This window comes from Clostridiisalibacter paucivorans DSM 22131 (genome assembly GCF_000620125.1).
In the GTDB taxonomy this organism is placed as follows: Bacteria; Bacillota; Clostridia; order Tissierellales; family Clostridiisalibacteraceae; genus Clostridiisalibacter; species Clostridiisalibacter paucivorans.
Window position 1 is genome coordinate 1 of the sequence record NZ_JHVL01000032.1, and the last position, 21,967, is coordinate 21,967.

Here is a 21,967-nt window from a genome sequence, read left to right on the forward strand (position 1 = left end):
GGTAACAAATATCTTAGATATTACTTAATTGAATCAGCAAACAGTGTAAAAAATCTTGTTCCAGAGTACAAAGAGTATTACTACAAAAAATTTAGTGAAGTTAAAACCCATCAACACAAAAGAGCACTCGCGTTAACATCTCGTAAATTAGTACGCCTGATTTTTAGCTTGCTGACTAAGAATCAAATCTACTCCAATGATAAAGTTGGGGAGATTCAATAAAATATGCTCTTAAATCAAACCTGTTTTTTTGCTGAAAAACCTAGGTTCTATTAAAGTTACCCTTTTTTAATCACTTCTTTTATTTTCTTTTAAAAATTCTCCTTGACATATTACCAGGTTGCTTTTTTATTTGTACAATATATTATTGCAATAAATATGCCTAAGGGTTTTTATAATATTTGTTTAGATATAAAATCAACTTTATATTAATTAATAACTCATACTGGCGTCGATATCATTTTTTTATTTATTAATTTTTCACACAAAAATATTGCTAAAAATTTATCATATGATAAATTTTTAGCAATATTTAAAGTCCCATCTTTTTTATTCTATATTGTAATGTTTGCCTTTTTATTCCTAATATCTTTGAAGCCTCCGATATATTTCCTTTTGTAATTTCTAAAGCCTCTGATATTATTGACTTTTCAAATTCAAGCATTCTTTTATTATAATCCAAATCATCATAGTCTTTCACTTTAATATTCATCATATTTTTTTTCATATAATGTGGTAAATGTTCTAAATTAATTGGATCAACAAATAGAGAATTTAATAATAGATAATTAACTACATTTTTTAACTCCCTTACATTTCCTGGCCAAGGATATTTTCTAAAAAAATCTTTAACTTTAACTGAAATATTTGGTTCCTTAATCTTGATTCTTTTACTTTCTCTTTTTATAAAAATTCTAGTTAAATAATCTATATCTGATTTTCTATCACGCAAAGGGGGGATATTTATATATATAGGACCCAATCTATAAAATAAATCTTCTCTCAATTTTTTGTCTCTCATTAAAGTTTCAGGATTTTCATTAGTAGTACCAATAATTCTAACATTTACATAAATGTCTCTTTTTCCTCCTACCCTTCTAATGCAACCTTCTTCTAAGACTCTTAAAAGTTTTGCTTGCAAAAATATAGGCAAAGAATTTAATTCATCTAGTAATAATGTACCTCCATCAGCCTGCTCAAATAATCCTATTTTTTGAACTGCACCAGTAAAACTTCCTACCTCTGTTCCAAAAAAAATAGATTCCAATAAATTTTCTGGGATAGCTGCACAATTCTGTGCTATAAAAGGCTTATTTTTTCTAGGACTTTTATTATGTATACTCTGGGCTATTATTTCTTTTCCTGTTCCTGTTTCTCCAAAAATTAAAACATTATAATCATAAAGAGCCATATGACTAATCTTTTCTATTAAAAAAGTCATTTCCTTTTCTACAGTTAAAAAATCGCTGAAATTATAGCTATATGAACTTTTCAAATCAAGACGACTTTTTATTTTCATTTCTTTTTTAGCGTCCCGCAAAAGATAAGAAAACAAATCTCCAAAAGAATCTTCCGTTTTAACATATTCTATTGCTCCAATAATTTTTCCATCCTTAAATATTGGGATATTGGTACTAACTAAATAAATCATTTCTCCTTTATTATTAAATCGAATTTTTATTTTATTATTTATACTATTACCTGTTTTTACACAATTAAGCAGTGTACTTGATTTTTCTTCTAAGTCTTCGTGTAATTCCAATATATGCTTCCCACATATTTCATTCTCATTTAAACCTATTATTTTAGCCATTTTACTATTACAATAAATGATTAATCCTTCTATATTAATAACCCTTATACCAATATCTATCGTTTCTATTATGTAAGAGGAAATATTTTTCATATCTATTCCCAAAATAAAAATCAACCCCTTTTTGGATAACAATTATAAGGCTTGCTTACGGATACATGTATATTATATTCTGTAATTACAAAATATAATGAAATTCATGAAATATATACATATTTCTACAAATTATTTGGTTTTCCTCTTATCTTTGACAATAAAGTGTAGATTCGTGGAATAGAATAAAATCCCATCAGATAGAAGACTCTACCTAATGGGATTTTATTAAATCTAAGATATTTACCAATATTATTTATTTTCAAAATACTCTCTTTTCAATTTAACAACAATTCCATTTAATAATAGTAAAGAAATAAGGTTTGGAATTGCCATTAGACCATTTGCAGTATCTGCTAATCCCCATACAAATTCTAACCCTCCTAAAGAACCTATAACTATAAAAATTATCCATAGGATCCTAATTGGTTTAATTGCTTTATATCCAAATAAATAGTCACCTGCCCTTTCACAATAATAGTTGGCAGATATTAAACAAGAATATCCAAATAAAATAGCAGATATTAATACAACATAACTACCTATATTTCCAGGCAAAGTTTTAGAAAATGCTCGCATAGTCAATGCAGGCCCTGATACACCTGTAACCCATTCCCCAGATATTACTATTGCTAATCCAGTAATTGTTCCAATTATTAATGTATCTACAAAGACCTCTATTGTCCCCCATATGCCCTGCTCTACTGGATGATTAACTTGAGCACTACTATGAATAATAGGAGAGCTACCCATACCAGCCTCATTAGAAAACAGTCCCCTGGCTGTACCAATTGTTATCATTCTAGTAATAGTAGCACCAGCAAATCCACCAGTTGCAGAAACTGGGTTAAATGCAGTATAAAATATTTGAATAAATGCATTGGGAATCTTGTCAATATTTAATATCAATACAGCTAATCCAGTGATTATATATATACCTCCCATGAAAGGAGTTAGGAACTGACACACTTCTCCAATTCTTTTAATGCCACCTAAAATAACAATCCCTGCTAATATAGCAAAAACAACCCCTGTAATAATTGGTTTAATTCCCCACTGTTCCTGCAATGACATAGCAATAGTATTAGTGTCAACAATAGCTCCTATTATGAAATAAGAAATAATAACCATAATACTAAAAAAAGTTGCTAGCCATTTTTTCCCTAACCCTTTTTCAATATAATACATAGCTCCACCAGCATAAGCTCCATTTGCCCTTTTTTCTCTGAAGTGAATTCCAAGGGTAACTTCAGCAAATTTTGTAGCCATTCCAAAAATTGCTGCTACCCACATCCAAAATAAAGCACCAGGTCCCCCAATAGATATTGCAGTAGCAACACCCGCAATATTTCCAGTGCCAACAACAGCGGCAATTGAAGTAAATCCTGCCTGCCCCGATGATATATCTCCTTCTTCAGCATCCCCCTTTGAAAATGATTTTACCAATGTGTTTTTAAAAATGTGCTTAAAATTAATCAACTGGAAAAATCCTAGTTTAAAACTTAAAAAGATCCCAGTCCCCACCAATAAAGCAATCATATATGGCCCCCAGACAATGCCATTTAACCAATCATTAACTGCATATACTACATCCATTTATAATTCCTCCTATTTATTATATTTCCCTTAAGTAGTAGTACTCTTAATATACTAATAAGGGTTATATAATAAATATTCGCAATTTATATGCCAACAATCTGAGTTCACATCTTTTTGTTATAAAACCATTTTAAACGTTGATATTTGGCGATTTATTGTTTTCCTAAATAATCATGTTAAATAATTGTCAGAATAAACAGAAATTTATTTCCTACCATTACCGGAAATAAATTTCTGTTTTATTATTTTCTTATTTTATATTCATTAATTTTGTTAGACAAATGACGTGTTGTTATACCCAATTTTTTGGCAGTGACAGATACGTTCCTCTTACTTTCTTTAAATATTTCATTAATATAAAATGCTTCAAATATTTTCCTAGCTTCCTTCAATGATTTACCCATTAATTTTTTTTGATTTAAATCTCTATAAGTATGTATTTTACCCATTGGCAAATAATCTTTTTTTATAACCCCATCTTCAGATAATACTACAAGCCTTTCTATAATATTCTTTAATTCACGAATATTTCCAGGATATTCATATTTATTAAGAAAAAATAATACATCATCATCAATAGTCTTTACCTTCTTTTTCAATTCATTTTCAGTTTTACCAATAAAAAACTCTATTAGTTTAGGTAAGTCTTCTTTTCTTTCCCTTAGAGGCGGAATATTTATTGTAATAGTATTAACCCTATACAACAAATCTTCTCTTAAATGATTTTTATAAATAGCATCTTTTATATCTCTATTTGTGGCTGAAATAAATCTCAAATCTATAGGTATGTTCCTATTGCTTCCTATTCTTTCAATAGATTTTGTATCAATTGCCCTTAACAATTTTATTTGAGTATTTATAGGCATATCCCCTATTTCATCTAAAAATAATGTGCCTCCATCGGCTTCTTCAAATCTTCCTATTCTTTTTTCTGTTGCTCCAGTAAATGCTGCTTTTTCATGTCCAAATAATTCTGATTCCAGTAATCCATCAGAAAAGACATGACAATTAACAGCAACAAAATTATTATCACGTCTTAAGCTTATATTGTGAATATACCTAGCTAGAACTTCTTTACCTGTTCCAGACTCCCCTAAAATCAAAATACTGCTATTACTTAATGCTGCTTTTTGTGCAATATGTATGACTTCTTGAAATTTCTCATTTTTAGTCTCTAATAAAAATTTACCATTCTTTTGCATCTTTTTAAGTATACTATTTTCTTTCTCCAGAACTTTAATCCGTACTAATTTATCTATCTCTAACAACAATGTTTCTGGATTATGACTTTTTATATAATAGCTAAATGCACCCTTTTTCATTGCTTCAACTGCACTTTCAATAGTCCCATATCCCGTTATTACAATGACTTCTATGTCTTTGAATTTCTCTTTGACTTCTTCCAAAAGTTTTAGGCCTGTCATATTTTTCATTTTCAAATCTGTTAATACAAGATCAATTTCTTCATGTTCTAATAATTTCATTGCCTCTTCTCCAGAACTACAAGACTTCACATTGTATCCCTTTTTTGTTAATAAAATTTTATAGACCTCTTGATAGCGAACTTCATCATCTACTACTAAAATAGTAAAATCTTTAGCCATCTATTTTCATCCTCTCTGGTAAATAAATAGTAAATGTAGTTCCTAAGCCAATACTACTTTCTACTTGGATTTCACCCCCTAATTTTTGAACTTCATTATAAACTACATAAAGCCCTAATCCTGTTCCATCTTTATTTTGTTTTGTAGTAAAAAATGGATTGAATATATTCTTAAGATTTTCTTCATTTATACCAATACCATTATCTTTAATTATGATATTAACACCATTATCTTTTGGGTAACAAATTATTTCTATTACTCCATCCTGTTCAATAGCATGTATAGCATTTTCAATTGTGTTAATTAATATATGCTTTAATGATTCTCTATTTGAATGTATCGTTAATAACTCATCACATTTAACATCAAACTTTATACTTCCTATCTCTAATTGAATCTGCTCCAATTCAACAATATTTATAATCATATCCTTTATAAATATTTTCTGTTCATAATCATCTGTCAACCTAGAAAAATTCAATAGATTTGTTATGATATGATCAATCCTACCCACTGATTCTTCAATTATTTCCAATGATTTAATATCTTCTTGATTTAAATTATTCTCTTTCATTAAATAACCATATGTATGTATTAACCCAAGGGGATTTCTTATCTCATGGGCTACCCCTGCCGCCAGTTGACCAATTGCCTCCATCTTATTTCTTTGTGCCAATCTGCCCTCTATTATTCTAAAATCAGTTATATCTTCTATCACAATTAACAGTTTATATGTATTATCAGTAACAAAATCCATAGAAAACACACTAAAGCTATAAGTCCTATTATCCATAGGAATCTCCATATTTTTAATATCATTATCCTTATTAAAAAAAGTATTGATTTCCTGTTCTATTAAATTAAGTATTGGAAATGTTAAATAGTGGGTACCTATTACCTTTGACTTGTCGGAACCGATTAATTTTAAAAAGGGCTTATTACAATTCAATATGATTCCATATTCATCTAAAACTACAACTAATTGATTTAAAGCATTAAATGTAGTTTCCAGCTCTTCTTTACTCTTTCTAATCTCACTATTTCTACTACTAATCTCTTCCTTTAATATCTCAATTAAAATTAACATAACTAATACAATAGCAGCTACTATTACAATAAATAATATACCCCCTATGAACATATTATCTGTCAATATGGTTTTTTCAATTGGGGTAGAAATTCCAAACCATCTCTGTTGTATTTTGGTAACATAATCTATCTTCTTTAAATTTAATATAGCCTTATTGAAGATATTTAATAGATGTGAATCCGCCTTTCTAACAGCTAAAACTACGTCTTGCTCATATATGTATGGATAGATTAAATGTGTTTCATCTTTTAGATTCATTTTAAGTACAAAATAATTAATTACAGGCTCGTCTCCTATTACTCCATTGACAATACCCTTTCTTAATAAAAAAATAGACTCTTCAATATCATCAGTTAATATGTAATTTATTTGAGGAAAATGTTTATCAATATGCTCTCTAGCATAATCTCCTCTTTGTATAGCAACTGTATGTCCAAATAAATCAGAAATCTCTTCTATGGAATTATTCTTACTAGCTACCAATACTACACCTTTAAGCTGATAAATCGGTTTTGAAAAACTATATGCTAACTTTCTCTCATCACTAACAAATATATCGACAATATCTGCTTCCCCATTTTTTAAACCATTTAATGCATTTTCCCATACCGATGGTTTAAAAATAATATCTGCTCCCATCTCTACAGAAAGAGCTGATGCATAATCAATTACTAAACCCCTGTATTGATTATTTTCTTCCTCTATATATGAGAGAGGTGGGGCATTTTCATCAGAAGTAAAAATAATCGTACCCCTGTCTTCAATAATTTTAAACTCATTTTCTGTTATTGGCTTAGACTGAATATAGTATTCATATAAATTTAAATCATATTTTATTTTTGTTAGCTGGTTAAATAACACAATCATAATTAAAAATAATATCAATAAATAAATAGCAGCTCTTTTTTTCATAATAGATCATTGTCCTTTTAAATTATTGAAATATGGCTATTTAGGCTAGTTATATTATATCATATATTCATATTTCAGAATAGTTTGATATATCCATGCCTCTCAATGTTACTTTACAAAAATAGGATAAAAGATTATAATGTATATATAATTTAATAGTAGTAGCTAGGGGAGCTTTTTAGCTGAGAAGGAAAATTCCTGACCCTTTGAACCTGAATTAGTTAGTACTAACGTAGGGAAGCTGTTTATCTTATATTTTGATAGAAAGCTTACCTTTGTGGTAAGCTTTTTTAATTTTTATATCAAAATATAAATTACAAAAATTTTATAAAATATAAGGGGGAAGTACATAATGAATTATACAACTCAAATGGATGCTGCTAAAAAGGGTATTATAACTAAAGAAATGGAAGTAGTGGCACAAAAAGAAAAAATTGATACTCAAAAGCTAATGAAATTAGTTGCCGATGGAAAAGTAGTTATACCAGCAAATAAAAATCATAAATCTTTAGATGCCGAAGGTATAGGGGAAGGATTGAAGACAAAGATAAATGTGAATCTAGGAATTTCTAAAGATTGTTACAATGTAGATGCAGAGATGGAAAAGGTAAAAGTAGCATTAGACATGAATGCAGAAGCAATAATGGATTTAAGTTCATATGGTAAGACCCAGGAGTTTAGACAAAAGCTAGTTGATATGTCTACAGCTGTTGTAGGAACTGTACCTGTATATGATGCTGTGGGATTTTATGATAAGGAACTCAGTGATATAACCTCAGAAGAATTTCTAAAGGTTGTGGAAAGACATGCCAAAGATGGTGTAGATTTTATCACTGTCCATGCAGGAATGAATAGAGAAACTGCTAAGGTCTTCAAAAGAAATCCTAGACTTACTAATATAGTCTCTAGAGGTGGATCATTGATGTACGCATGGATGGAATTAAATAATAAGGAAAATCCATTCTTTGAATACTACGATGAAATGTTAGATATCTGTGCCAAATATGATGTAACATTAAGTTTAGGTGATGCATGTAGACCTGGTAGTATAAATGATTCCACCGATGCAAGCCAAGTAAAAGAATTGATGATATTGGGTGAACTCACTTTAAGGGCTTGGGAAAAAAATGTGCAAGTCATGATAGAAGGTCCAGGACATCTGGCTATAGATGAAATAAAATCAAATATGATTCTAGAGAAAAAACTTTGTCATGGAGCACCTTTTTATGTATTAGGTCCAATAGTTACCGACATTGCCCCTGGATATGACCACATAACCAGTGCAATTGGTGGAGCAATTGCAGCTAGTACTGGAGCTGACTTTCTATGTTATGTTACACCAGCAGAGCATCTTAGATTACCTACACTTGATGATATGAAAGAAGGTATTATTGCTACAAAAATTGCTGCTCATACTGCAGACATTGCCAAAAATGTAAACGGTGCAAGACAATGGGACTATGATATGAGTAAAGCAAGACAAGAATTGGACTGGGATACAATGTTCAAATTAGCTATAGATTCTGAAAAACCTAAAAAATATAGAATGGAATCCATGCCACTACATGAAGATAGTTGTACTATGTGTGGAAAAATGTGTTCAATGAGAAATATGAATAAAATAAAAGAAGGAAAAGATTTAAATATTTTGAGAGAAGATGATTAGAAAAAAGACTTGGGATATAGTTTTATATCCCAAGTCTCTTTTCTATTGACAAATTATTTTGCTTGTTTTAATCTTGCAATCTCTGCCCAATTACTAGCTGTAGCCTCTTCGACCCTGTACATACTTCTCCACTTTTAATGCCACCTATTTTATTTTTTATGCCATTTATTTCATTTTTCACGGCGCCTATTTCACTTTTGATTGGATATAATTCTTCTTTAAGCATCTCTCTAATTGCTGACAATAACTCTTTTTCCATGGTTTAATCGCCTCAATCACAGTATGCCTTCAGATGATTTATAGATTAATAAATGTCTTCTGCTTATTATGTCATAGATATATGTTTGACAACTTATGCCTTTATTTTCCGATCACTATTCTAATCTTTAGATGAATAAATTTTATTTATTAAAAGGGAAACAATTATACCTATTAATGTATCAATTATCCTGTTTAGTCCAAAAAATATGGGAGAAATATCCCCACCATGAGACACTGTTATACTTAAAAAAACCACACAACTAATATAAGTTGACTTTGCAGTTTTGCAATATACATTTGTATATATTATTGGGACCAAGAAAAAACACAATGTCAAATAGTATATGTAACTAAATAATTTAATATTAATAAAATCAGCCAATAAAATAGCTATAAATCCATAGAACCCACCAATCATTGTGCCAATCATTCTATTTTTACCTACTTTTAGACTATTGGCATGAGTATTCTGCATACAAAGTATTGCAGCTATAGCAGAATAAAAAGGTGGTGATTTCCTAATAAAACTTATCAAAAAACATATATATACTGCAATAACTGTCTTAACAACTCGCATACCTATAAATGTTGTTTTTTTGTCCTTGTCTAGTGTGAACTTTTCCATAGCTATGCTCCTAATTTTACATTTTCCCTTATTTTTTGACAAATATGCATCTATAGGATATCAGATTTTACTTATTAATTCTAGAGATAAGTGATAAAATATATCATCATAGTTTTAGAGAATGCAAAAGGTTACTTTTTAGTGGATAATAAAATGGTCAAGAAATACTGAAAAATTAAGCCTGAGATACAATGTCCCAGGCTTAATTTAATGCATTAATTTAATATTGTTTTCTCTTATCATTTTTATATCTACCCCTATAATCTCTGAAACTTCTTTCATTGGCAATCCCATTTTCAAAAGCCTTTTAACCAAATTTATTTTTTTATAGCTTAATCTCCCCTGTTCACTATTTATACTTTTAAAACCTGGTAATTCTTTATCTGATTCTTGATATCTTAAGCTCCTAACCTTAATATTTGTAAACTTTTCCGCCATTTTATCTCCCCCTTGAATTTTTATTCTCAATTACTCATTATCTTTAAACCTTAATATAATCTCCCCAATATTCCCTTTTCTCATAAGTTCAAAGTCCTTTAATTATTTTTACTTATTGTTGTATTAATACTAATAAATTGGTAAAATGTTATCATAAAGTTTGCCCCCACAAACTTTACGATAACTGACTAAGTAATTATTACTAATAAGTTCTTTTTGCTGTTCATAAACCCTGAAACAGCTATGTCTTAATTGTGTTATAAAGTTATATATTTGGTCACCACCTTTCTAAAAATATCTACGCATTGTGCGTCTTTTATTTATATGTTATAACGCATTGTGCGTAAAGTCAAGGAGTTTTTTTATGTTTTCAAGAGAAATATTTTCTAAACGAGTTAAAATGTTGAGATTATCTCACAATCTTAGTCAAATTGAGCTTGCAAAAATTGTTGGTTTTTCATACAGCAGTGCAATTGGAGACATTGAAAGAGGTAGGAGAACAACTCCTATAGATAAAATAGTAGCATTGGCAGACTATTTTGATGTATCTGTTGATTACCTAATAGGTAGAACCGATAATCCAAAGCTCAATAAGTAATCTATTAATCAAAAAAGGCGATGTGGATACTTAAGTATCCACATCGCCTTTTTTGATTGCACTTTATGAGATAACAATTCGAACAATTCACTATACAAACAACAATGATAACCAAGGCACATAGGTAATTATCAAAAGTGCTACAATAGAAGTAACAAAAAATGGTACTATATATGTAAACATACTCTCTAATTTAATCTTTGCAACAGCAGCTCCTACAAAAAGATTACATCCATATGGCGGTGTGCAGAGACCAATTGCCAAATTAACAGCCATAATGACACCAAAATGGACTGGATCAACACCTAAAGACCTAATAGCTGGAAGTAACATTGGAGCCATTATAATAATAGCTGGAACTGTATCCAAAAACAAACCTACTGCTAACAATATCAAATTAATAAGAATTAACACTACATACATATTATCTGAAACACTAGTCAAAAAAGTAGTAATCATCTGAGGTACTTTTTCAAAAGTCATAAAAGTAGAAAAAACTGTTGAATATCCAAGAAGAAAAGATGTAATACCATTAAGAACAGCGGCATCTAAGAGAACTCTATATAAATCCTTCAATTTCATATCTCTATACACAAACAAACTTATTATAGTTGAATAAACAACAGATATACAAGCAGCTTCTGTAGGTGTAAATATTCCTGAATAGATTCCTCCTAGTATTATGACAGGAGAAAGTAGTGCCCATATACCTTCTTTTGTTGCAACCCAAATAAGCTTTGCACGTTTCCTCAAAAGCTCATTAATTGGAACTTTTTTATATTCTCTTTCAGTAGCATGATTATTTTTTAAATCTATATTATTCTTTTTGCATAAAATGATATTCATAACAATATAAACAAGTCCTAATAATATTCCTGGAAGAATCCCTGCTATAAATAGACTTGGTATAGGTGTACCTGTTGTAGCTCCATATAAAACAAAAGAAAGACTAGGAGGAATAATCGGTCCTACTATACCTCCAAAACAAACAAGTGTAGCTGCATAAGATGGATTATATCCCTTTCGTTTCATCTCAGGAATCATCATACCACCTATAGCAGAAGTAGTTGCCATTCCAGACCCTGTTAATGCACCAAAAAACATAGAAGCTAACACAGTCACACAACCAAGGGCACCTGTTACAAAATCAATAATTGCAGAAGCAAAGTCTACTATCCGTCTTGCAATGCCTCCTGTAGACATTATCAATCCTGCTAACATAAAAAATGGTATTGCCATAACAGTAAAAGAACTGATACCAGAGTAACAATACTGTGCACTAATTACCATATTCAAATCTGAACAAAAGATCATAGAAGCCATAGTTGCTCCACCAATTGCAAAACCAACTGGTACACCAACCATTAACATAATAAATAATATAACAAATAATACAACCAACGACATTATATATTCCCTCCTTTCAGCAAATCAAGCCTTTAATCCCTTATTAATTGATGTTATAGAATCTATTATTGATACTAAACAACGAATTATCATTATGCTACAACCTACAACAACTGCTAGATAACCCCAAGACATACTTATCTTTATACCTGCATAATTAACATTTGCCTGACTCATCACAAGACTAACCCCATAGTAGACTGTAATGGAACATATTCCTATTACAATCAATTGGGAGATAATATTGAAAATATGTCCAGGAATAAAGGGCAATTTATCAACTAACATAGTAATTTTGATATGCTCTCCCCTTTTAGCACCTATACTAATTCCAATCCACGATAACCATACAAAAAGAAACTTTCCAAGCTCTTCAGACCAAGAAAGAGAATTATTAAAAACATATCTCATAATAACCTGTAAGAAAATTGCTAAAACCATAGTAGCAAACATAGTAACTAATAAAATTCCCTCTACTCTATCCAGAATAGAAACTATTTTTTTCTTCATAAAGTTATTGCATATGTCATGTCTAGAAAAAATTTATACGACATGACCTGCTCCCTCCTTTCAATAAATTAAAATTCATCTATATAACACGCTTTGTACTTGAATATTCAAGTACAAAGCATTAATAACATTAAACGTTAATATTTTGAATTCATTGTTTAGGAATAGTGTTAAGCCAAGCATCCATTACTTCATCACCTACTTTTTCTCTCCACTTATCATATATAGGTTGTACAGCTTGTACAAAATCTTCTACTTCTTTGGATGTTAACTCTTCTACAGTAGCTCCTTCATTTTTGAAACGTTCAATATATTTCATTTCATTATTTCTTTCTTCTTCTCTTTGCTGTTCACACATTTTATGAACACCATCTTCAAAAATCACTCTTAAATCTTCAGGCATAGAATTAATCCAATCCAAAGAACAAATCACTGGAAATGGTGAACTTGCATGGTTTGTTAAAGTGACATACGGAGCAATCTCATGAAGTGAGAAATCATTAAATACTCCCAATGAATGATCCAATGCATCTATTGTCCCTTGTGAAAGAGAGGTAATTACTTCACCCCAAGCCATAGGTGTTGGATTCCCACCCATTGCTTTCCAAAGTTCAATATTCAGTTCATTTTGTGCTATACGAATCTTCTGCCCATCAAGATCAGTAGCATTATGATAAGTTTTGTCTGTGCTTATTACTTGTCTCATGCCATTATAAAACATATCTAAACAATAATATCCTGAGTCTTCAAGGGTCTTATTGAAAAGTTCTAGACCTCCATTTTCAAAAGTTCCTTCAATCCAGTCCTCATAAGTAGGATACAGATAAGGCAAATCAATACAACTTGAAGCTGGTCCAGCTGCAGATGTAATTACAGAAGAAAGCTCAAATGCAACATCTAATGTACCAAGTTTTGTACCAGCTATTAAATCTGGAGAATCTCCCAATTGACCATCAGGATAAACTTCAATTACAAACTTCCCTGGAGCCTTTTCTTCAAGATATTCGCCGAGCCAAACACTCCAACGATGAGTTGAACGTGTGGATGAATCAGTATGCCCAATTTTCACAACAATTGGTATGTCTTCATTATTAGAAGTTTTTGCTCCTACCGATCTATCTGATTCAGATGATTTACCACAACCCACAGCTAAAGTTAAAACCATTACTACTACAAATATCAATGCTAATAGTTTTTTGATTTTCATATATCTCGTCCTTTCAAATTAATAGTTTTCTAATGTTACTAAATTATGTAATAATAGTATTATTTTAAATATTTCTTTTCAAAATAATTTCTTAGCATTGGATTATCCCTCATAATTTGGAATGTAACGTCTGCATGTCCTGGATAATATCCATTTCCTACTAACATTCTTGTATACTTTCCTATACCTTCAGCACCTAAAGAAGCCTTTGCAAAATTTGTACTCATACTAAAAAAATAAACTAATCCTTCATTGTCTGTAATCAATACTGTTGAAACTTCAGTATCACTAACATTTACAGTATTAATAGTTAAATCTGCTAACCTGTCTCCCATAATTTTTTGATATTTTTGAAGTATCTCAAGTGGATGTTGAGCATTGCCTTGTATTACATAATCAGCTAAACCAAGTTCTTTAACTAATTCACATTGTTCTTTTGAATACTCAATACAAATAACCTTACCAGTTGGTTTAACCCTCTTCTTAGCTTCATGTAAACAAAGAAGTCCAGCTTTACCCGATCCAATTACGACTACTATGTCGTTAGGCTTAGCATTTACAGCAACTTGTGCTGGAGCACCTGCTACATCCATAATGGCTAATGAAAGATTTTCCGAAAGATCTTTAGGAAGTTTTGTATAAATTCCACTTTCAAATAAAACTGCATCAGCCTTTACAAATACTTGATCTGTCTTTATATTTACATCTAAAATTTCATGAATTTTTAATGGGGTTAAAGATAGTGATACTAACGTAGCAATCTTATCCCCTACTTTTAAATCACTTTTTCCTTGAAAATTCTGTCCTATTTGTTTGACTTTACCTATTAAATTTCCCCCTGATTTAGTCACAGGGTCTTGAAACTTTCCCTGAGCTTCAACTATCTCTGTTATAGACTTTTTTATTTCTTCTTTATCACCATTACATTTTGTTCTAATTCTATTAAATGCTGTTGAAGTTGGATTTAATGCAATAACATCAATTAAAATTTCATTTGAACATATTTTAGTAGTATTGTTAACTTTAGCAGCTGATTGAGGTAAAAAACCTTTAGGTTCTAATACTCTATGTCCACCATACGTATTTCCTTTCATATCAATTATCCCCCTATTTAAATTCAATATCATAGTCAGTCTATTGTGAAATTCTATATAACACTCTTTCTTACTTTAGCACCCCCTTTTCTTTATTAATAATACTGTTGCATTAACACAAAAAAGTTGTTTGAATATCTATTTGACTATATTGTCACCACCTTTAAATAATTTTAAACGCATTTTGCGTCATTGTCTATCTATATGATATAACGCATTTTGCGTTAAGTCAAGTAGTTTTTTATATTCAAAAAAGAGAACTAACCTTTTTAACTTGGTTAATTCTCTTTCATCTTCTTTTAAATAGTTACATAATCCCCATATTTTCTAATCATTGATTTCCCTAAATCAGTAATTTCTACTTTTCTTTTAAATAGTCCCTTTTCATTAATATAACCTCTACGATTTAAATGAGAAATCATACTAGACATTTGCAAAGAGGACATATTGTATTCCTTTGGAAATGATCCTATTTTTTCCTTTTCATTAAAGGTTATTTCTAAAAATTTAAGATATTTTTTATTTAGATAATCTTTAACCATTGCTAATTCCTTTTCATCTAATATTGGTAAAGCCTTCTCTCCCTTTTTAGTTATATTAAAAGTAAAAAATTTACTTCCTCTCAATCCTGCTCTTTCTATATATCCACCTTGGTCTAATTTTTCAATTGCTACATTTGATATTCCAGAATCAACCTTTAGCCCATCACTTATATCTGCTAGATATTGATGTCCATTACGAATCATAACTAATACTTCAAGATCAAACTCATCTAATTTTCTTTCCACTCTATTGGATTTATTTGCTCTAATATCCCAATTAGGGTCTCCATAATACTTTGGTTTATCAGTGAAAGTTGCCAATATTCCTACAATTAAAGATACTAGAAATCCAATAATAGCCATATGTGTCCACTTTCCTATTGCAAATATTCCTGTTAATTCAGTTATAGTTAAAATAACCATTGTTATCATACCTATAAGAACTCCCCAAAAAGCTCCTCTAGCATTAAATCTTGGCCAAAATGCCCCTAATAGCAACAATACAGCTGGTGGAGTTAGCCAAGCGTTTGCAAATGCAAACAAATAAGTAGGTCCCCCTGGAAAGAAAGTCATTACCCATGTAACTATAATAATTAACCCCATTGTAAATTTACTGGCCCTCAATGTAGTCTCAGATGATGCTTTCTTATTTATCAGTCTTTTGTAAATATCCCTTGTGGCCATAGATGTTGCTCCCATTGCTGCCGTTGAAGATGTAGATAGAGCAGCAGCTGCAGCACCAACTATAAATAATGAACCTAATATTGGAGTAATTACAGTTGCAATCATTCCATAAGCAGCAGTTTGATCAGCACTTCCTCCAACTAAAGCAAATACCTCTGGCATAGTGACACCAGCATATATGCCGATTATAGATAAAGGTATCATAAATACAATTATTAGATATATTGTTCCAATAGTATATGATTTTCTTGCAATACTTTCATTCCTACATGAAGAAATCTTTAACCAATAATAATTATTTCCCCATACCAAAGCAGTACCAAATAAAAGCATAAATGTTATAACACTTGGATATTTCATTGTCAAACCAGGTAATTGAGCCCCAGATAATCCAGTATTAAACCAGTTCCCCCCTAACCAAGTATTGAAGTATTCAAATCCTCCATACTTATTCATTAATATTAGAGTAAATATAGGAACAGCAATTGTACCAATGGTCACTTGAATAAAATCTGCCACTGATGTTGCCCATAGACCACTCATAGTTGCAAATATTAGAATAACTAAAAATGCAACTGCAGCAATTGCAATTGTCGACCAGCCGGTATATCCTGAAACAATAGCTGATAATGATGACACATTATTCGCTAATATACCACACATACCAATAACAGATGTAACTGCCACAAGTCCTCTTACTTTGCCATTATATCTAATCTGAAAATACTCTGGAAGAGTCTGTGCTCCAGATCTTCTTATAAAATTCGAAAATAAATTAGCATATAAAAATAATCCAAATATAGAATAGATTACACCCCATATTATGCCACCTCTAGCTCCATATAGAACAGAAAATCCAGGTGCTAAAGCTATACTTGTACCAGCAAATCCTATTGCAACAACGGCTACAGTGTTAATAGGAAAACTGATTTCTCTTCCTGCTAATATATAGTCATCTGAATCTGATACCCATTTTTTAGAGATTAGCCCAGAACCGACTAATAACCCAATAAATATAATCGCATATATAGCAAAGGTAATATTAACCATTGATTTAACCTCCTATTTGCTTTTAATTTTTATATATAGTATAATGCTTCTATCTTTATTTTTATAAATTATTTGTTAGAAAGGGATATAAAATCCCTTTCTTTTTTTATTCTTCTACAAAAGCCACAGCCCGTATCCATCCAGCACTGGCCTTTTTTATTTTTATGGGAAAACAGAAAAATTTGCTCCCTATTATAGGTAAAGATTCTAAATTAGTTAATTTTTCTATATGACAATATGCCTTTTCTGCGCCAGCTCTATGGCCTTCCCATATGATACTTTTATCACCAGTTTTATCAAATTCTTCTGCTATTAATGGTAATGGTCTATCCCAGCTCCAAGCATCTGTTCCTACTACTCTGACCCCTTGATTGACAAGCCATAGAGTTGCAGCCTTACTCATTCCACATCCAGAAGATAGGTATCTCTTGCTTCCCCAATACTTGCTAGCTCCAGTATTAACCAATACTATATCTCCAGCCTTTAATGTATATTGTATTTTATTGAAATATTCATCAAAATCTTCAGGTTCAACCTTATATCCGTCAGGCTTATCCCTAAAATCTACAACAACAGCAGACCCATAAAACCAATCTAAAGGTATTTCATCTATTGTCCATGCCTCTTCACCTCCATTCATAGTTGGATAGTAATGATAAGGAGCATCAATATGAGTCCCTCCATGGGTAGAAACTTTAAGAAACTCAACAGCCCATCCATTTCCTTCTGGAAGATCTTCTAATGTAGCATTCCCAAAGTACTCCAACATTTCTTCTGCTGTATCTTTATGGTTTCTATAGTCTATATATGGAATATAATCTGGTGGATCACTAGGTAATCCACTTTCTAATGCAATACTTAAATCTATAATTTTCATTATATATATCCTCCTCTTATTCTAATCCTAATATTTCTCTTGTTTCATCTGGTGTAGCCACTTCATTTCCAACTTCCTTTATTATATTAGCAGCCCGCATCACAAATTGTTTGTTGGATCTTGCCAATTCTTTTTTATTAAATAGTATATTATCTTCCATACCAACTCTTATATGACCACCCAACGCTATAGTTGCTAGCATTATTGGAATATGAGTTTTTCCAATACCAAAAGCCGACCATGTAGAATTAGATGGCAACAATCCCTTCATAAAAACTAAGTTTTCTACAGTAGCTGCAATTCCCCCCGCTGCACCTAAAACAAATTGATAGTGCAAAGGCTCTTTTAATATTCCTTTTTTTACATAATACTTGGCATTATAAATCATTCCTGGATCAAATATTTCAATTTCTGGTTTTATTCCATATTCATTCATTGTTTTCCCTAATTCCTCTAAAAAAGATGGAGAATTTATAAACAAGGAATTATGTTGCCAGTTCATAGAACCACAATCATAAGATGCCATGTCAGGTCTAATTAATTTTAAATGTGATTGTCTTGTTTCATCTGTCGCATTTAGATCACCTGATGTGGTTAGATTAATTATAATATCACATTTATCTTTAATTAAATCTACTGTTTCTTTGAATCTCTCTTTGTCCATAGTACCTTGGCCCTTATCATCTCTCATATGCAGATGAGCAATAGATGCTCCTGCCTCATAGCATTGATACACATCTTCAGCAATTTCTTTTGGTGTTAAAGGTATATTAGGATTGTCTTTTTTAGTTGGCCACGCACCAGTTGGTGCTACTGTTATAATTGTTTTTCCCATATCTTCACTTCCTCCCTAAATTAATCTCTTTCCAGCAGCATAGCTACGCCTTGCCCTCCTCCACAACAGAAGGTTATTAAGCCTAAATTAACATCTCTAAATTCCATCTCATAAACCATTTTTGTCGTCAATATAGCCCCAGTTCCAGCTAATGGATGTCCAAGAGCTATGGCCCCTCCATTAACATTTAATTTATTCTCATTGATTTTAAGTTCTTTGATACATGCTAATGTTTGCGCTGCAAAGGCTTCATTTAATTCAATTAAATCAATATCTTCTAATTTTAGGCCTGTCTTTTCAAGTACCTTTTTAGTTGCAGGTACTGGTCCTATTCCCATTATATTTGGATCTACTCCTACAGCAGTAAATGCTTTATACCTTGCTAAAATCTCATACCCCATAGCTTTAGCCAATTTTTCTTCCATCATAATCACAGCTCCTGCTCCATCACTCATTGGAGAACTATTCCCTGCTGTTACCACTCCATCTTGTTTAAACACTGATTTTAATTTAGCCATAGATTCCAAATTAGCATCATCTCTAATAGTCTCATCTTCATCAATTACAACCTTCTTGTCCCTGTCCAATTGTACTTCAATTGGTAATATCTGTTCCTTAAACTTCCCCTTTTTTCTTGCTAAGGAAGCTTTTTTATGACTATTAACAGAATAGATATCAAGTTCTTCTCTAGTAAGACTGTACAATTGTGCCAAATTTTCTGCTGTAATACCCATACTAGGATTACCAATATGCTCTGGTGAAAGCCTTAATTTCCCATTAAATCTAGGTGGATTAACAGAATAACCTATCTCAGGTTTCAGCATCACATAAGGTCTGCGTGAATCACTCTCTACTCCCCCAGCAATAATCACTTTAGCTTCTCCTAATTGAATCATCATTGCTGCTAAAGCTATTGCATTAAGCGAAGTCCCACATTGCCTATCAACAGTAAGTGCTGGTATGTCTATTGGTAAGCCAGCTTCAAGAGAAACCACTCTTGCAATATTGTTTACATCATGACCCATAAGATTACCAAATATAATCTCATCTACCATATCCAAACTTATACTAACTCTATTGATAACTTCTTTAACAACTTCTGCCCCCATCTTATAAGGTTCTACTGATGCCAATACTCCCCTACATCTTCCCACTGGAGTACGCACAGCGGAAACAATAACTGCATTATTCATACTAACCTCCTTCTGTAAATTTATTTTCATTTATTTAATATTGCAAAACTTATGCCATTTTAAAAAAATAATAATAAGCTTAGAGTTCTAGGCTTTATACCTATATATCTAAGCTTACAAAAACAAAATGTGTAACTATATGTTTACACATTAATGCTTGTTATTTATTTTTCTTCTGATCACAACCTGATTATAAGTAAAGTGTAAACAATAGTTTGCGCAAACTATCATTTACACTTTATAATTTATCTAACTCATACTTTTTTATTTTTTTATATAAAAGAGTCCTAGATATTCCAAGAGTTTTAGCTGCCCGTGTCTTATTTTGATTGCAATCTCTAAGGACCTTAATTATTGTTTCCTTTTCTAAATCCTCCTTGATATCTTTTAGCAATAATTTATTTTTCTTTTGCCCTTTACAACTCTTAACAGTTTTTTTCTTTTCAAAATAATCACAAAAATGACTCCATGATAGAGATTCTCCCCACGACTTATTCATTGCTCTTTCCAATACATTTTGAAGTTCCCTTATATTTCCTGGCCAATTGTATTCTAATCCCATTAATCTAGTTTTTGCTTCATCAGATATTCCAATTACACTCATTCCAAGCTGAAAATTTAATTTGTCTAATAAATTATCCATTATTAGAGGGATATCTTCTTTTCTCTTTCTAAGAGGTGGTATAGTAATTTTTAATACATTAAGCCTATAAAAAAGATCCATTCTAAATTTATTTTTCGCCACTAATTTATCTAAATTTGCATTTGAAGCTGCAATAATTCTAACATCTACAGGTATAGATTTTCCTCCTCCTACTCTTTCTATTTCCCTTTCTTGTAATGCTCTTAATAGTTTAGGTTGTAAAGATAAAGGCATTTGATTAATTTCATCAAAAAATAGGCTACCTCCATTGGCCATTTCAAATCTTCCCTCTTTACCACCTTTTTTAGCTCCTGTAAAAGCCCCTTCTTCATATCCAAAAAACTCCGATTCTAAAAGCTCACTAGGTATAGCTGCACAATTCACTTTAATAAAAGGTTGAGAATATCTATTACTCAAATCATGTATGGCATGAGCAACTAATTCCTTTCCAGTACCTGTTTCTCCTTCTATTAATACACTAGAATTTGATCTAGCAGCATTGACTATTAATTTTTTCATATTTTTTATCTTTACACTATCTCCTATAATATTATCAATTGTATAATCTGCTCCCCTGATTTTTCTTAATTCCTCTTGATAATATTCAATTCTACTAGCCATACTATTTACTTTAAAAGAAAAATCTATTGCTTCTTCCATTCCTTTGAATATAACATGTATAAATCCAGCTACCACTTTACCATCCTTCATAATTGGCAGATAGGTCGAAAAAGCCTTTATTTTTGAAGGGCCTTTAGTTATAATTACATGTCCTGTTACAGATTTTTTTGTCTTTAAAACATAATCAATTTTTGTATCTGGAATAAAGTCTCGAACAGGCTTCCCTTTTATATCTCTTAGCTTTATATTTCCCATCATCTTTGACCATTTGTCATTCACATATAAATATCTCCCCTTAGAATCCGTTATGACAACTCCATCTAAATGCTCTATGATTAATTTAAATACATCTAAGTTAATATCTTCAAAATCACTATTAGTCATAATACCCCCTTATCATACAAATACTAGACTTTTTTATCGATATATCAAATATATTAATAGAAAGAATATTGTTAATAACAAATATTTTCATAATATTACCTCAAATGCTGATTTGCCCAATATTATATATCATATTTATGAAACATTCAACCGACCCAATGCATGGGATAGTGTCAAGTTACTGTAGGTTTTTATGAAATAGAGATTCCCCACATCATTAT

General features: G+C 31.0%; 18 protein-coding genes, 1 pseudogene and 1 riboswitch. Of the genes and pseudogenes, 3 read left to right on the forward strand and 16 right to left on the reverse strand.

Annotation, left to right across the window (positions count from 1 at the left end; translation table 11 throughout):
* A pseudogene (locus Q326_RS18775) lies at nucleotides 1-222 on the forward strand (IS110 family transposase); the annotation flags it as partial.
* A 310-nt stretch (nucleotides 223-532) separates the two neighbouring features.
* Here Q326_RS18775 and Q326_RS0109870 read toward each other — a convergent pair.
* The 4 genes from Q326_RS0109870 to Q326_RS0109885 all read right to left on the reverse strand — a co-directional run bounded on the left by Q326_RS0109870 (nucleotide 533) and on the right by Q326_RS0109885 (nucleotide 7,111).
* Nucleotides 533-1,918: a sigma-54 interaction domain-containing protein gene (locus Q326_RS0109870; protein WP_084489608.1), complete on the reverse strand. Its 1,386-nt coding sequence runs from the start codon at nucleotides 1,916-1,918 to the stop codon at nucleotides 533-535.
* 240 nt (nucleotides 1,919-2,158) lie between these two features.
* On the reverse strand, nucleotides 2,159-3,502 hold the full coding sequence (locus tag Q326_RS0109875) for an alanine/glycine:cation symporter family protein (RefSeq protein WP_026895243.1): 1,344 nt from the start codon (nucleotides 3,500-3,502) through the stop codon (nucleotides 2,159-2,161).
* Between the two features lie 245 nt (nucleotides 3,503-3,747).
* Nucleotides 3,748-5,109 (reverse strand): sigma-54-dependent transcriptional regulator, encoded by a 1,362-nt coding sequence (locus Q326_RS0109880; protein ID WP_026895244.1) that lies wholly within the window; start codon nucleotides 5,107-5,109, stop codon nucleotides 3,748-3,750.
* A complete protein-coding gene (locus tag Q326_RS0109885; RefSeq protein ID WP_026895245.1) occupies nucleotides 5,102-7,111 on the reverse strand; it encodes a transporter substrate-binding domain-containing protein in 2,010 nt (669 codons plus the stop codon). Before Q326_RS0109885 ends, Q326_RS0109880 begins: the two co-directional genes overlap by 8 nt.
* A 157-nt stretch (nucleotides 7,112-7,268) precedes the next feature.
* A riboswitch (TPP riboswitch) is annotated at nucleotides 7,269-7,367 on the forward strand.
* Nucleotides 7,368-7,463: 96 nt separating this feature from the next.
* Here Q326_RS0109885 and thiC point away from each other — a divergent pair.
* On the forward strand, nucleotides 7,464-8,777 hold the full coding sequence (gene thiC / locus Q326_RS0109890) for a phosphomethylpyrimidine synthase ThiC (RefSeq protein WP_026895246.1): 1,314 nt from the start codon (nucleotides 7,464-7,466) through the stop codon (nucleotides 8,775-8,777).
* Between the two features lie 67 nt (nucleotides 8,778-8,844).
* On the opposite strand, the gene Q326_RS0109895 is transcribed toward thiC, so the two are convergent.
* The 3 genes from Q326_RS0109895 to Q326_RS0109905 all read right to left on the reverse strand — a co-directional run bounded on the left by Q326_RS0109895 (nucleotide 8,845) and on the right by Q326_RS0109905 (nucleotide 10,101).
* Nucleotides 8,845-9,036 (reverse strand): hypothetical protein, encoded by a 192-nt coding sequence (locus tag Q326_RS0109895; protein WP_026895247.1) that lies wholly within the window; start codon nucleotides 9,034-9,036, stop codon nucleotides 8,845-8,847.
* Nucleotides 9,037-9,156: 120 nt separating this feature from the next.
* The gene (locus Q326_RS0109900) at nucleotides 9,157-9,663 is read right to left on the reverse strand and encodes an FUSC family protein (RefSeq protein WP_051531360.1); all 507 of its coding nucleotides are present in this window, start codon (nucleotides 9,661-9,663) and stop codon (nucleotides 9,157-9,159) included.
* A 207-nt stretch (nucleotides 9,664-9,870) separates the two neighbouring features.
* Nucleotides 9,871-10,101, reverse strand: a complete 231-nt coding sequence (locus tag Q326_RS0109905) for a hypothetical protein (RefSeq protein ID WP_026895249.1) — start codon at nucleotides 10,099-10,101, stop codon at nucleotides 9,871-9,873.
* A gap of 364 nt (nucleotides 10,102-10,465) precedes the next feature.
* Here Q326_RS0109905 and Q326_RS0109910 point away from each other — a divergent pair, with 364 nt between their 5' ends.
* Nucleotides 10,466-10,699, forward strand: a complete 234-nt coding sequence (locus tag Q326_RS0109910; RefSeq protein WP_026895250.1) for a helix-turn-helix domain-containing protein — start codon at nucleotides 10,466-10,468, stop codon at nucleotides 10,697-10,699.
* A 90-nt stretch (nucleotides 10,700-10,789) separates the two neighbouring features.
* Here Q326_RS0109910 and Q326_RS0109915 read toward each other — a convergent pair whose 3' ends face one another.
* From Q326_RS0109915 to Q326_RS0109955, 9 genes are all read right to left on the reverse strand, one after another.
* Nucleotides 10,790-12,106, reverse strand: coding sequence for a TRAP transporter large permease (locus tag Q326_RS0109915; RefSeq protein ID WP_026895251.1), 1,317 nt, complete (start codon nucleotides 12,104-12,106; stop codon nucleotides 10,790-10,792).
* A 24-nt stretch (nucleotides 12,107-12,130) separates the two neighbouring features.
* Entirely contained in the window at nucleotides 12,131-12,616 is a 486-nt protein-coding gene (locus Q326_RS0109920) for a TRAP transporter small permease (RefSeq protein ID WP_034601835.1), read from the reverse strand.
* Between the two features lie 151 nt (nucleotides 12,617-12,767).
* Nucleotides 12,768-13,823 carry a TRAP transporter substrate-binding protein gene (locus tag Q326_RS0109925; RefSeq protein WP_205687668.1) on the reverse strand — a complete coding sequence of 352 codons (1,056 nt, stop codon included), beginning with the start codon at nucleotides 13,821-13,823 and terminating at the stop codon, nucleotides 12,768-12,770.
* Between the two features lie 59 nt (nucleotides 13,824-13,882).
* Entirely contained in the window at nucleotides 13,883-14,917 is a 1,035-nt protein-coding gene (gene kdd / locus Q326_RS0109930; protein ID WP_034601838.1) for an L-erythro-3,5-diaminohexanoate dehydrogenase, read from the reverse strand.
* A 299-nt stretch (nucleotides 14,918-15,216) separates the two neighbouring features.
* Nucleotides 15,217-17,193, reverse strand: a complete 1,977-nt coding sequence (locus tag Q326_RS0109935; protein ID WP_026895255.1) for a sodium:solute symporter family protein — start codon at nucleotides 17,191-17,193, stop codon at nucleotides 15,217-15,219.
* A 106-nt stretch (nucleotides 17,194-17,299) separates the two neighbouring features.
* Nucleotides 17,300-18,070 carry a cyclase family protein gene (locus Q326_RS0109940; RefSeq protein ID WP_026895256.1) on the reverse strand — a complete coding sequence of 257 codons (771 nt, stop codon included), beginning with the start codon at nucleotides 18,068-18,070 and terminating at the stop codon, nucleotides 17,300-17,302.
* A gap of 16 nt (nucleotides 18,071-18,086) precedes the next feature.
* Nucleotides 18,087-18,905, reverse strand: coding sequence for a beta-keto acid cleavage family enzyme (locus Q326_RS0109945; protein WP_026895257.1), 819 nt, complete (start codon nucleotides 18,903-18,905; stop codon nucleotides 18,087-18,089).
* 20 nt (nucleotides 18,906-18,925) lie between these two features.
* On the reverse strand, nucleotides 18,926-20,098 hold the full coding sequence (locus tag Q326_RS0109950) for a thiolase family protein (RefSeq protein WP_026895258.1): 1,173 nt from the start codon (nucleotides 20,096-20,098) through the stop codon (nucleotides 18,926-18,928).
* A 238-nt stretch (nucleotides 20,099-20,336) separates the two neighbouring features.
* Nucleotides 20,337-21,746 carry a sigma-54 interaction domain-containing protein gene (locus tag Q326_RS0109955; protein ID WP_034601842.1) on the reverse strand — a complete coding sequence of 470 codons (1,410 nt, stop codon included), beginning with the start codon at nucleotides 21,744-21,746 and terminating at the stop codon, nucleotides 20,337-20,339.
* Between the last annotated feature and the right edge of the window lie 221 nt (nucleotides 21,747-21,967).

What these genes read in the sequence shown, in the direction of transcription:
- Q326_RS0109875 (WP_026895243.1), bottom strand. Translation starts at nt 3,502, where the DNA reads ATGGATGTAGTATATGCAGTTAATGATTGGTTAAATGGCATTGTCTGG.
- Q326_RS0109880 (WP_026895244.1), bottom strand. Translation starts at nt 5,109, where the DNA reads ATGGCTAAAGATTTTACTATTTTAGTAGTAGATGATGAAGTTCGCTAT.
- Q326_RS0109885 (WP_026895245.1), bottom strand. Translation starts at nt 7,111, where the DNA reads ATGAAAAAAAGAGCTGCTATTTATTTATTGATATTATTTTTAATTATG.
- thiC (WP_026895246.1), top strand. Translation starts at nt 7,464, where the DNA reads ATGAATTATACAACTCAAATGGATGCTGCTAAAAAGGGTATTATAACT.
- Q326_RS0109895 (WP_026895247.1), bottom strand. Translation starts at nt 9,036, where the DNA reads ATGGAAAAAGAGTTATTGTCAGCAATTAGAGAGATGCTTAAAGAAGAA.
- Q326_RS0109900 (WP_051531360.1), bottom strand. Translation starts at nt 9,663, where the DNA reads ATGGAAAAGTTCACACTAGACAAGGACAAAAAAACAACATTTATAGGT.
- Q326_RS0109905 (WP_026895249.1), bottom strand. Translation starts at nt 10,101, where the DNA reads ATGGCGGAAAAGTTTACAAATATTAAGGTTAGGAGCTTAAGATATCAA.
- Q326_RS0109910 (WP_026895250.1), top strand. Translation starts at nt 10,466, where the DNA reads ATGTTTTCAAGAGAAATATTTTCTAAACGAGTTAAAATGTTGAGATTA.
- Q326_RS0109915 (WP_026895251.1), bottom strand. Translation starts at nt 12,106, where the DNA reads ATGTCGTTGGTTGTATTATTTGTTATATTATTTATTATGTTAATGGTT.
- Q326_RS0109920 (WP_034601835.1), bottom strand. Translation starts at nt 12,616, where the DNA reads ATGAAGAAAAAAATAGTTTCTATTCTGGATAGAGTAGAGGGAATTTTA.
- Q326_RS0109925 (WP_205687668.1), bottom strand. Translation starts at nt 13,823, where the DNA reads ATGAAAATCAAAAAACTATTAGCATTGATATTTGTAGTAGTAATGGTT.
- kdd (WP_034601838.1), bottom strand. Translation starts at nt 14,917, where the DNA reads ATGAAAGGAAATACGTATGGTGGACATAGAGTATTAGAACCTAAAGGT.
- Q326_RS0109935 (WP_026895255.1), bottom strand. Translation starts at nt 17,193, where the DNA reads ATGGTTAATATTACCTTTGCTATATATGCGATTATATTTATTGGGTTA.
- Q326_RS0109940 (WP_026895256.1), bottom strand. Translation starts at nt 18,070, where the DNA reads ATGAAAATTATAGATTTAAGTATTGCATTAGAAAGTGGATTACCTAGT.
- Q326_RS0109945 (WP_026895257.1), bottom strand. Translation starts at nt 18,905, where the DNA reads ATGGGAAAAACAATTATAACAGTAGCACCAACTGGTGCGTGGCCAACT.
- Q326_RS0109950 (WP_026895258.1), bottom strand. Translation starts at nt 20,098, where the DNA reads ATGAATAATGCAGTTATTGTTTCCGCTGTGCGTACTCCAGTGGGAAGA.
- Q326_RS0109955 (WP_034601842.1), bottom strand. Translation starts at nt 21,746, where the DNA reads ATGACTAATAGTGATTTTGAAGATATTAACTTAGATGTATTTAAATTA.